This window comes from Arthrobacter sp. 05T410, from assembly GCF_056396505.1.
The window spans coordinates 94,990-105,638 of sequence record NZ_JBFTLP010000012.1 but is presented as its reverse complement, the minus strand read 5'-3'; the positions used below and the strand labels follow the sequence as shown (position 1 = coordinate 105,638).

The following is a 10,649-nucleotide window of genomic DNA, read 5'->3' as shown; positions in this document are numbered from 1 at the left end:
TTCCTCCGCAAACCCCGGCACGGCCTGCAGCACCTGGAAATCTTCGCCACCACGGACCAGTTCGAACACCTGATCACCGTGATGAACACCGCCACCAACCCCCGCACCGGCCCCGACACCGGCCAGGGCACCGCCACCGGCAACACGGCGCAGGCCGGACCGGGTGACGGGTCCGCGGCGACGGATGCGCCAGGCCCGGCTGCGGAGCCCGCCACGCGAGAGGACCCGTCACTGCCGTCCCTGGACCTCCGCTCCCGGCCCCAACGGCTGCTCGACGGCCTGGTCGGCGCGTGTAAGGCGGCCCTCGCCGCCGGAGGGCTGCCCGCCGCGGGCGGGCTCCGGCCCCAGGTCATGGCCACCATCGACTACCGCGACCTGCTCACCCGGCTCGGGACGACTCCCGCCGAAGCAGGCACCCATGCCAACACCGCACAGCACGGCACCGGAACCAGGCACGGCACCGGGACGCTGCTGTTCACCGGCCCCGTCACCGCCGGCACCATCCGCAAGCTCGCCTGCGACGCCGACATCATCCCGGTCGTCCTCGGCAGCGAGGGCCAGGTCCTGGACATCGGCCGCGCCTCCCGCATCTTCCCGCCCCACATCCGCAAGGCCATCACGGCCCGGGACCGGGGCTGCGCCTTCCCCCAATGCACGATCCCGGCCCCCTGGTGCGAGGCCCACCACATCACCTACTGGTCCCGCGGCGGAACCACCGGAACCGGCAACGGCACCCTGCTCTGCTCCCATCACCACCACGTGATCCACAAGGAACACTGGAGCATCCAGATGCGCACCGGCATCCCCTGGTTCATCCCGCCACCCCACCTCGACCCCGCCCGGACACCCCGCCGGAACAGATACTTCCGCCCCCACCAGTAGCGCCCAGTTATTTAGGTGCTCGCTATATTTAGTTGCTCGATATTTAGGTGCCCGCTTTCGGCAATGACGGCCTTGTGCGAGCCATGGGGTGAGGACTCGTTGGAGCTCTTGGGGATGCTGGCCCGGGGAACCGGGCCAGCCGGCCCGATCCCGGGGGGCTTCAGAGGAACGGCGTTAGAGGAACTCGGCCCGGCCTTCCATTGCCGAGGACGCCAGTGCGTGTTCCCGCCGCGGGATCCTGCCGGCCGCTTTCGCCAGCCTGCCGGCGATGACGGCATGTTTGAAGGCCTCGCCCATGAGCACCGGATTCTGCGCACGGGTCACCGCCGTAGCCAACAGCACGGCGTCGCAGCCGAGTTCCATCGCCAGGGCAGCGTCCGAGGCCGTGCCGATCCCGGCATCCAGCACCACGGGCACGGACGCGCGCGAGACGATCAGCTCGATGTTGTGCGGGTTCAGGATGCCCAGTCCGGTGCCGATCGGGGCGCCCAACGGCATCACGGCCGTCGCGCCGAGGTTTTCGAGCCGGAGGGCAAGCACGGGGTCGTCGTTCGTGTAGGCGAAGACCTTGAAGCCTCGGGCCACGAGCTGTTCGGTTGCGTCCACGAGTTCGACGGCGTCCGGCAGCAGTGTGTGCTCGTCGGCAATGACTTCGAGCTTGACCCAGTCCGTTTCCAGGGCCTCCCGCGCCAGCTCGGCGGTGAGGACGGCGTCCTTGGCGGTGAAGCAGCCTGCCGTGTTGGGCAGTACCCGGATCTGATGGTCCTCGAGCAGCTGGAACAGCGAGCCCGTCTCCGCCGGCGAATAGCGGCGTATCGCCACCGTGGTCAGCTCCGTCCCGGACGCCACCAGCGCCGCCCCGAGCCCGTCCAGGCTCGGCGCACCGCCGGTTCCCATGATGAGGCGGGAGCCGAGCCTTACGCCGTCGACCACGAACGGATCGGCCACCGCACCGGTCTTGGGGACGGCCTGTGTTCCTGCGAACGTCGTCTCGTTCATGCTGGTCATCCTCCTTGGACTGCCGTGACAAGTTCGACGTCGTCGCCGTCGGCGAGCGCCGTGGCGTGCCACTGGCTGCGCGGCACCACTTCGGCGTTGCGGGCGACGGCGACACCGAGCTTCCGCCCGTCGGCGGCGCGGCCGTCGGGGCCGATGCTCCGGCCAGTGAGCTGGCTGACGAGTGTGGAGACGGAGGCGCCGTCGGCGACGCTCTGATCCGTTCCGTTAAGTCGGATGTTCATGCTGCTTCCTTCTTGGGGCTGTCCCCGGACGTAACCGGGATGCGGGAAAAACGGTCGGGGCGGAACCCTGCCCAGCGCGGGTCCGGCGTGAAATCCATGAGTTGCCGGCACACGGCGGCAGCGGCGGGGGTCAGCAGGACGCCGTGCCGGAAGAATCCTGTGGCGATGATGAGTCCCGGGACGTCGCCGCCGTCCGCTTGTGCGACCCGCCCCAGCAGCGGGGCATTGTCCGGGGTTCCGGGCCGCGCCCGCGCCGTGGCTTCCAAAAGCTCCAGCTCGGCGACCGCAGGCACCAGCTGCTGGGCATCCCGCAGCAGCTGGTAAATGCCGCCGGCGGAAACCGCGTGCGGATCCGACGGTCCATCCTCCCGCTGGGTGGCCCCGATCACCACGGTGCCGTCCTGGCGGGGGACGATGTACACCGGGATGCCGCGCACCATGCCCCGCACGGTGGCCGTGAGCAGCGGTTGCAGATGCGGAGGCACGCGGAGCCGGAGGATGTCGCCGTAGACGGGCCGCAGCGGCAGCACCAGCCCGGCCGGTAGCTCCTCGAGCGCGGCGGCGCCGAGCCCGTTGGCGACCACGGTCTCGGCAGCCCGTACGGTACCGCCGCCGGCCAACCGCACACCCGCCACCTGTCCGTCCTGCCACAGCAGGCCTGCCGCGCGCCGCCGGACGAAGCTGCCGCCTTCCGCACCGAGCACGCCGGCGAGCCGGGTGATCAGCAGGCGGGGGTCCACCTGGTGGTCGGCCGGGATGTCGAAGGCACACGAGATGCCGGGACTCAGGAGGGGCTCCCGGGTGCGCGCCTCGCGCACTGTCAGTGGCTCCACGGCCAGGCCGCATGCCTTCTGGACTTCCCTCAAGTCCGCGAGCGCGCGCCGGTCCGCCGCGTCGGCCCCCACCGCCAGGGTCGGCGTCGTTAAGTAGCCGGTACCCGCCGGGGAATCCGCGCCGGCGGCACCGGCGTCGAGAGCCGCAGCGAATCCTGGCCACAACCGGGAGGCCTCAAGCATCAGTCCCAGGAGCTGTTCCTCCTGGTAGTGCAGTTCACTCACGGGGGCCAGCATGCCGGCCGCGGCCCAGCTGGCTCCGCTGCCGGGAGCATCATCGATCAGGACCACGGATCGCCCCGAGCGGATGGCCTCGAACGCGATGCCATGGCCGATCACCCCGCCGCCGATCACGGCCACGTCGGCAGTCGTATCCCCCGCGATGATTCCCTCTGCGGTACCGGGCCCCGTGTCACAAACCTGGGCGTCGGCGTCATTTGCGGCTCCGGCCGCACGGCCTGCTCGTGTGCCCATGAAGAATTCCTTCCCTACGCCGGTACTAGCCGGATCAGGTCAAGCGGTCGGCTCTGACGCCCTCTCAGCCGGGCAGCGGCGACATGGCTGCTGCGGGCTCCCGCGGTATGCGCCCAGTTTAGAGGAACTAGGCTGGTCCCATGAGCCAGGACCCCCTCCACACCACCGCCCGCCTCTATCTCTGCACCGACGCCCGCAGGGACCGCGGCGACTTCGAGGACTTTGTGGACGCCGCCTTCGCCGGCGGCGTGGACATCATCCAGTTGCGCGACAAGTCGCTCGAGGCCTCCGAGGAGCTGGAACTGCTGGAGGTCCTGCACACCGCGGCGCAGCGCCACGGGCGGCTGTGGGCCGTCAATGACCGGGCGGACATCGCCTCCCTGTCCGGGGCTCCGGTGTTCCATGTCGGCCAGAAGGACATTTCGCTCGACGCCGCCCGCGGCTTTCTCGGCAAGGATGCCGTGATCGGCCTGTCCACCCACAGCCCGAAGCAGGTGGACGCCGCCATCGCTGCCGCGCCAGGCCGCAAAGGGCTCGATTATTTCTGTGTGGGCCCCGTGTGGGCGACGCCCACCAAGCCCGGACGCGCCGTCGGCCTCGATCTGGTGCGCTACGCCGCCCAGGCGATCGGCGGGGCGGACGCGGAGGGAACCGGCAAGGTCGACGAAAGCGTGCTGCCGTGGTTCGCGATCGGCGGGATCGACCTCAGTAACGTGGAGCAGGTAGTCGATGCCGGTGCCCGGCGGATCGTCGTGGTCCGGGCGATCACCGACGCCACTGATCCGGCCCACGCCGCCGGAGCCTTGCTGGCGGCGCTGGACGCCGCCGCATCCTAAGCAGGTCCCCAGCCCGTAATGCCGGCCGGCACTGAAACTATCCGGCGAGACCCAGCTCCGTCATCCGGCGCGCGTGATTCGCTGCGAGTTCGGCCGCCAGGCCGTTGACCAGCGCCCGGGCGCCGGCGTCGTCCAGCCCCGACAGTCCGCCGAGGAACGCGTGCTCGGCGCTGACACGCTGGGCGTGGTTCAGTACTTCCCCCAGCAGACGCCTGGCCCACAACGCCAGGCGCGACGCCAGCCGGGGGTCATCGGCCAGGGCCGCCTTGATGCGCGCCTGCAGCACGGCCGTGGACTCACCGGTGGAGCGGACCTGCCCGATCAACTCACGGGTCGCGGCGTCGACGTACCGGCCCACGACGCCGTAAAAGTCCGCGGCGACCGTGTCGATCACGTAGGCCTTCATGAGGGCCTCGTACCAGTCCGACGGGCGCGTGCGTTCGTGGAAGTGGTCCACCGAGGGCTGGAACGGCAGCATGGCGGCCTCCGTATCCAGGCCCATGTGTTCGAGCCGGATTCGGACGAGTTCGTAATGCTGGAACTCGACCACCGCCATCCTGCCCAGCAACGCACGGTCATGCAGCGTGGGCGAATACCGGGCACTCGAGGACAGCCGCTCGAAGGCGGAAAGCTCGCCGTACGCCAAGACTCCCAGCAGGTCGGCAAGGAAGCTGTTGTAGAGGGCAGGATCGTCCGCAGTTGCGCTCATCATCCAAGACTAATAGCGGAAATCGGGCTACCCTGATTTTCGTGTCACATCATCGCCTGACCCCCAGTGTCCACGAGCAGCAGAACCAGCTTGCCGGGGCACTCAAGGCGTTGCGCACCACGCTGGAACTGCCCGGCCCGTTCCCCGAGGATGTGCTGCGCGACGCGGAGGCGGCGGTGGCCGAGCACAAGCTCCCGGACCTTGACCTCACGCACCTCGAGTTCGTGACTATCGATCCGGCATCGTCCACCGACCTGGACCAGGCCCTGTTTATCGAACGGAGCAACGGCGGCTACAAGGTCTTCTACGCCATCGCCGACGTCCCCTCCTTTGTCGCCCCGGGCGGGGCGCTGGACGCCGAGACCCGGCGCCGCGGCCAGACCTTCTACACCCCGGACGGCCGGATTCCGCTGCATCCGGAGATTATCAGCGAGGCCGCCGGCAGCCTGCTCGCCGGGCAGCTGTGCGCGGCGTTCGTCTGGGAGTTCGAGCTCGACGCCGCGGCAGAGGTCGCCTCGGTCCTCGTGCGCCGGGCACAGGTCCGCAGCCGCGCGAAGCTCAACTACAAAGGCGTCCAGGCCGAGCTCGACGCCGGCACCGCGGCGCCCGTGCTGCAGCTGCTGAAAGAAGTAGGCCTCAAACGGGTGGAACTGGAACGACTCCGCGGCGGCGCGAGCCTGAACATGCCGGAACAGGAGATCCAGCAACTGCCCGACGGCGGCTACCGGATCGTAGCGGCCCCGCCGCTGCCGGTGGAGGACTGGAACGCCCAGATTTCACTCATGACCGGGATGGCCGCCGCGGCGCTCATGCTCCAGGGCAAAGTCGGCATCCTGCGCACCATGCCCGCCCCGGACGAGGCATCACTGCGCCACTTCCACCGGCAGACCCACGCCCTCGGCAAGCCCTGGGACGGGGAAATGCGCTACGGCGAGTACCTGCGGACCCTTGACCCGACGGACCCCCGGCAGCTGGCCATTGTGCATTCGGCCGGGATGCTCTTCCGCGGTGCCGGATACACACCCTTCGACGGCACAGTGCCCAACGCCGCCGTCCAGTCCGCCATCGGCGCCGCGTACGCCCATTCCACGGCACCGCTGCGGCGGCTGGTCGACCGCTTCGTGCTGGTAATCTGTGAGGCCCTGAGCAACGGCACCGAAGTTCCTGCCTGGGCCAGGGCCGCGCTGCCCTCCCTCCCGGCGATCATGGCTACCTCGGACCAGTTGGCGGCAAAACTGGAGCGGCTGGCGCTGGACACCGTTGAGGCGGCCCTGCTCGTCAACCACGTCGGCCAGGAATTCGACGCTGTCGTCATCTCCGGTCCCAAGCCGGCCAAGGGCACCAACGGCACCAGCAACGGCAACGGCGGGAAGACCAACGGCAACGGAAACGGCCCGTCCGGGATCGTCCAGATCGCCGAGCCCGCCGTGACCGCACGCTGCCCCGGCGAGCTGGAACCGGGCACCAAAGTCCGGGTCCGGGTGGTGTCCTCGGACATCGTCACGCGGGAAATCCAGTTGGAGCTCGTGGGCTGACGGCCGGCTATCGGTCCGTTGACGGCCCGCTGGCCGTCCTCACGCCGTCCCCACGCCGTCGCCAGCCAGCGCTCCCGGCCGCCCTCCCGGTCACTTCCCGAGGCGCAATCACCCGCCCAGTCGAGGATCCACGCCTTGTACAGCTAGACTGAAGAGGTAGAAATGGATGCCCGGTCGTTGATTTCCATGATTTTCGAATTCAACAAGCCCGCCCCTACGCGATCTTGAGATACACCCGCTGGTCCCCAGTGCCAGCATTTAGATAGCCCGCGATCGGCTTCCACTGGAATTGCTTGCGCGCCTGAGCGTGCTCCGGAACGGCCACCACGGCCGGCCCCGTTGAGCAAGCAGCGCAGCCCAAAATGAATAAGGAAACTCCCCTGTGAGTGAATTGCACACGCACCAGCTTCTGACCGATGAGTCCGGCACGGAGACCATCGAGCCCGAAGAGACCATCATCTCGGACGAAAAGCCGCACGAGATTGCCGAGAAGACCTTTGCCGACTTCAATGTCCGTGCCGACATCGTGGAGTCCCTGGCCGACGCCGGCATCACCCACCCCTTCCCGATCCAAGCCATGACCCTGCCGGTCGCACTGGCAGGGCATGACATCATCGGCCAGGCCAAGACCGGTACTGGCAAGACCCTCGGCTTCGGCATCCCGGCGCTGCAGCGCGTCGTCGGCCGCGACGACGCCGGCTTCGACAAACTGGCCGTTCCCGGCGCCCCGCAGGCCCTGGTGATCGTGCCCACCCGCGAGCTCGCCGTCCAGGTAGCCAAAGACCTCGAAAACGCCGCCAAGAAGCGCAACGCCCGCATCGCCACCATCTACGGTGGCCGCGCTTACGAGCCGCAGGTCGAGGCGCTGCAGAACGGCGTCGAGGTTGTCGTCGGTACCCCCGGCCGCCTGATCGACCTCTTCAAGCAGAAGCACCTGAGCCTGAAGAACGTCAAGATCGTTATCCTCGACGAAGCCGACGAGATGCTGGACCTCGGGTTCCTGCCGGACGTCGAGACCCTGATCGCAGGCACGCCCGCGGTCCGCCAGACGCTCCTGTTCTCCGCCACCATGCCCGGCCCGGTCATCGCCATGGCCCGCCGCTACATGACCCAGCCGACACACATCCGCGCCGCGGACCCGGACGACGAGGGCCTGACCAAGCGCGATATCCGCCAGCTGATCTACCGTGCCCACAGCATGGACAAGGTGGAAGTGGTGGCCCGCATCCTGCAGGCCCGCGGACGCGGCCGGACCATCATCTTCACCAAGACCAAGCGCACCGCCGCGAAGGTGGCCGAGGAACTGGTGGACCGCGGTTTTGCTGCGGCCGCCATCCACGGTGACCTCGGGCAGGGCGCCCGCGAACAGGCGCTGCGCGCCTTCCGCAACAACAAGGTGGACGTCCTCGTTGCCACCGACGTCGCCGCCCGCGGCATCGACGTCGACGACGTCACCCACGTGATCAACTACCAGTGCGTCGAAGACGAGAAGATCTACCTGCACCGCGTGGGCCGCACCGGCCGCGCCGGCAACAAGGGCACCGCCGTGACCTTTGTCGACTGGGACGACATGCCGCGCTGGGGGCTCATCAACAAGGCCCTCGGCCTGAGCTACCCCGAGCCCGTGGAAACCTACTCATCCTCGCCCCACCTGTTCGAGGAACTCGACATCCCCGCAGGCACCAAGGGCCGGCTGCCGCGCGACAAGCGTGTGCTGGCCGGGGTCGACGCGGAGGTCCTCGAAGACCTCGGCGAGACCGGCAAGAAGAACTCGCGCACCAGCGCAAAGGACGGCGGAAAGGACGGCGCAAAGGACGGCAGCCGCACGAGCAGCCGTGACGGCGCCCGTGAAGGCAGCCGCACGAGCAGCCGTGACGGTGCCCGCGAGGGCAGCCGGACCGGCGGACGTGACTCGCGCCGCAGCGGCACCGAAGCCGGCGGACGCTCCGGCGACCGCCGTCGCCGTCCCGCCGAGGCCGATGCCGCCACGGCGTCCACTGCGAACGGACAGGGACCGGAAGCTGCTGCCGCCGCGCCGGCGAAGGCCCCCACCGAGGTGGACCGGGCGACCCGTGCCCGGCGCCGGACCCGCACCCGCCGCCGCAACGGCGAGGTAGTGGCCGGCGGCGACGCACAGCCGAGCGGCGCCGAGGCCTAATCCCCTCCATGACTGACACCGTCTGGGCGCCGGACGGCAGCAACCTGGTGGTTCACGCGGACAACGCGGAATACCTCCCCACGCTGCCGGACGGCGCCTTCACACTGATTTACGTGGACCCGCCCTTCAACACCGGCCGGGTCCAGCGGCGCCAGGAAACCAGGATGGTGCTCAACGCCGGCGGCGAGGGTGACCGCGTCGGGTTCAAGGGCCGGTCCTACGACACCATCAAGGGCGCCCTGCACAAGTACGACGACGCGTTCAGCGACTACTGGTCCTTCCTCGAGCCCCGGCTCGTGGAGGCCTGGCGGCTCCTGGCCGACGACGGCACCCTGTACCTGCACCTGGACTACCGCGAGGTGCACTACGCAAAGGTCATGCTGGACGCGATCTTCGGCCGCGAATGCTTCCTGAACGAGATCATCTGGGCGTATGACTACGGTGCACGGGCCAAGTACCGCTGGCCCACCAAGCACGACAACATCCTCGTCTACGTCAAGAACCCGGCGAAGTACCACTTCGACAGCGCCGAGGTGGACCGTGAGCCCTACATGGCGCCCGGACTGGTGACCCCCGCCAAGCGCGAGCTCGGCAAGCTGCCCACGGACGTGTGGTGGCACACGATCGTTTCGCCGACCGGCAAGGAGAAAACCGGCTACCCGACGCAGAAGCCGGAGGGGCTGATCCGCCGCGTGGTTGCGGCCTCGAGCCGGCCGGGCGACTGGTGCCTGGACTTCTTCGCAGGTTCCGGCACGCTCGGGTCCGTGGCCGCGAAACTCGACCGCAGGTTCGTGTGCGTGGACCAGAACCAGCCGGCCATCGACGTGATGGCCAAACGCCTGGCCGCGCAGGCGCAGTTCACGTCTTTCCCGACCCTCTGACCCGCCGCCCTCACCACGCCCCGCCGTTCCCGCCCGTTGCGCTAACACTTGTGGCGGCTATTCGGGTCCTGGGGGGCCTCATAGGGACGCTAAGTGATAGCTCAACACGGGTCCAGGGTCTCAGCGGACTGGGTCTCAGCGCACCACGGACGAGCCCGTGCCCAGTTCCTCGATCCGGGCAAAGACTTCTGCGGAGGTCAGATTCTCGCCCAGCAGGTTCGGCTTTCCCGCGCCGTGGTAATCGGAGGACCCTGTGATCAGCAGGCCATAGCGTTCGGCGATGCGGCGCAGGAACGTCCGGCCCTCCTCGGGGTTGTCCCGGTGGTAGATTTCCAGGCCGGCCAGGCCGGCATCGATCATCTCCCGGTAGGTCCCCTCCCCCACGATCCGGCCGCGGGCGGATGCCACTGGGTGGGCGAACACCGGGACGCCCCCGGCTGCACGGACCAGTTCGACGGCGAGCGCCGGCTCCGGCGCATAGTGCTGGACCCAGTAGCGCGAGCGTGCTGTGAGGATGGAACCAAAAGCCTCGGCCCGGTCTTCCACCACACCGGCCGCGACGAGCGCGTCGGCGATGTGGGGGCGGCCCAGGGTGGCACCCGGCGCGACGTGATGAATCACGTCGTCCCATGTCAACGGGTAGTCCTCCGACAAAAGGGTGACCATCTTCTGCGCCCTCGTGTGCCGGGCGTCCTTGGACTTGGTGATTTCCTCAAGCAGCCCGGGATGCGCGGGGTCGTGGAGGTAGCTGAGCAGGTGAACGCTGATGCCTTCCGCGGTGCGGCAGGAGATCTCCATCCCCGGGACCAGCGCGACCCCGGCTTTCCGGGCTGCGACGGCGGCCTCCGCCCACCCGGCAGTGGAATCGTGATCGGTCAGGGCGACGACGTCGAGGCCCGCGGCGGCGGCGGACTCCATGACGCCGGCCGGCGCCTGGGTGCCGTCGGAAACGTTGGAGTGCGCATGCAGGTCGATCCTCACCTCACCAGCCTAGTAGATGGCAGGATCCAAAGCCTCGGCCCCTTCGTGCCGGGGCCCTGCAGCGGCCCTGCACCGCGAGCGCGCCGTTGGCCTAAGCCGCGGCGCTGGTGAGACTATGG

Annotated in this window: 10 protein-coding genes and 1 riboswitch; of the genes, 5 read left to right on the top strand and 5 right to left on the bottom strand. The window is 68.9% G+C overall.

The features are described 5' to 3' along the window. Window positions 1-882, top strand: an 882-nt coding sequence (locus tag AC1DFR_RS15360; protein ID WP_476873800.1) for a DUF222 domain-containing protein, incomplete at its 5' end; no start/stop codon positions are given. Between the two features lie 174 nt (window positions 883-1,056). Here the strand turns inward: AC1DFR_RS15360 and AC1DFR_RS15355 are convergent. The 3 genes from AC1DFR_RS15355 to thiO all read right to left on the bottom strand — a co-directional run bounded on the left by AC1DFR_RS15355 (window position 1,057) and on the right by thiO (window position 3,430). Beyond that, window positions 1,057-1,881 (bottom strand): thiazole synthase, encoded by an 825-nt coding sequence (locus AC1DFR_RS15355; RefSeq protein WP_476873799.1) that lies wholly within the window; start codon window positions 1,879-1,881, stop codon window positions 1,057-1,059. Window positions 1,882-1,886: 5 nt separating this feature from the next. Beyond that, on the bottom strand, window positions 1,887-2,123 hold the full coding sequence (gene thiS / locus AC1DFR_RS15350; protein WP_230009020.1) for a sulfur carrier protein ThiS: 237 nt from the start codon (window positions 2,121-2,123) through the stop codon (window positions 1,887-1,889). After that, a complete protein-coding gene (gene thiO, locus AC1DFR_RS15345) occupies window positions 2,120-3,430 on the bottom strand; it encodes a glycine oxidase ThiO (RefSeq protein ID WP_476873798.1) in 1,311 nt (436 codons plus the stop codon). Before thiO ends, thiS begins: the two co-directional genes overlap by 4 nt. Beyond that, window positions 3,424-3,544, bottom strand: a riboswitch (TPP riboswitch). Its footprint overlaps the gene before it by 7 nt. A 26-nt stretch (window positions 3,545-3,570) precedes the next feature. On the opposite strand from thiO, the gene thiE reads away from it, so the two are divergent. Then, window positions 3,571-4,266: a thiamine phosphate synthase gene (gene thiE, locus AC1DFR_RS15340; RefSeq protein WP_476873797.1), complete on the top strand. Its 696-nt coding sequence runs from the start codon at window positions 3,571-3,573 to the stop codon at window positions 4,264-4,266. 37 nt (window positions 4,267-4,303) lie between these two features. On the opposite strand, the gene AC1DFR_RS15335 is transcribed toward thiE, so the two are convergent. Beyond that, on the bottom strand, window positions 4,304-4,978 hold the full coding sequence (locus tag AC1DFR_RS15335) for a ferritin-like fold-containing protein (protein ID WP_230008586.1): 675 nt from the start codon (window positions 4,976-4,978) through the stop codon (window positions 4,304-4,306). A 38-nt stretch (window positions 4,979-5,016) separates the two neighbouring features. On the opposite strand from AC1DFR_RS15335, the gene AC1DFR_RS15330 reads away from it, so the two are divergent. The 3 genes from AC1DFR_RS15330 (at window position 5,017) to AC1DFR_RS15320 (ending at window position 9,549) form a co-directional block, all read left to right on the top strand. Then, window positions 5,017-6,510, top strand: a complete 1,494-nt coding sequence (locus AC1DFR_RS15330; RefSeq protein ID WP_476873796.1) for an RNB domain-containing ribonuclease — start codon at window positions 5,017-5,019, stop codon at window positions 6,508-6,510. Window positions 6,511-6,892: 382 nt separating this feature from the next. Further along, entirely contained in the window at window positions 6,893-8,668 is a 1,776-nt protein-coding gene (locus AC1DFR_RS15325; protein WP_476873795.1) for a DEAD/DEAH box helicase, read from the top strand. An 8-nt stretch (window positions 8,669-8,676) separates the two neighbouring features. Next, window positions 8,677-9,549 carry a DNA-methyltransferase gene (locus tag AC1DFR_RS15320; protein WP_223913905.1) on the top strand — a complete coding sequence of 291 codons (873 nt, stop codon included), beginning with the start codon at window positions 8,677-8,679 and terminating at the stop codon, window positions 9,547-9,549. 135 nt (window positions 9,550-9,684) lie between these two features. On the opposite strand, the gene AC1DFR_RS15315 is transcribed toward AC1DFR_RS15320, so the two are convergent. Then, on the bottom strand, window positions 9,685-10,530 hold the full coding sequence (locus AC1DFR_RS15315; protein ID WP_230008367.1) for a PHP domain-containing protein: 846 nt from the start codon (window positions 10,528-10,530) through the stop codon (window positions 9,685-9,687). Between the last annotated feature and the right edge of the window lie 119 nt (window positions 10,531-10,649).

What these genes read in the sequence shown, in the direction of transcription:
- AC1DFR_RS15355 (WP_476873799.1), bottom strand. Translation starts at nt 1,881, where the DNA reads ATGAACGAGACGACGTTCGCAGGAACACAGGCCGTCCCCAAGACCGGT.
- thiE (WP_476873797.1), top strand. Translation starts at nt 3,571, where the DNA reads ATGAGCCAGGACCCCCTCCACACCACCGCCCGCCTCTATCTCTGCACC.
- AC1DFR_RS15320 (WP_223913905.1), top strand. Translation starts at nt 8,677, where the DNA reads ATGACTGACACCGTCTGGGCGCCGGACGGCAGCAACCTGGTGGTTCAC.
- AC1DFR_RS15335 (WP_230008586.1), bottom strand. Translation starts at nt 4,978, where the DNA reads ATGATGAGCGCAACTGCGGACGATCCTGCCCTCTACAACAGCTTCCTT.
- thiO (WP_476873798.1), bottom strand. Translation starts at nt 3,430, where the DNA reads ATGGGCACACGAGCAGGCCGTGCGGCCGGAGCCGCAAATGACGCCGAC.
- thiS (WP_230009020.1), bottom strand. Translation starts at nt 2,123, where the DNA reads ATGAACATCCGACTTAACGGAACGGATCAGAGCGTCGCCGACGGCGCC.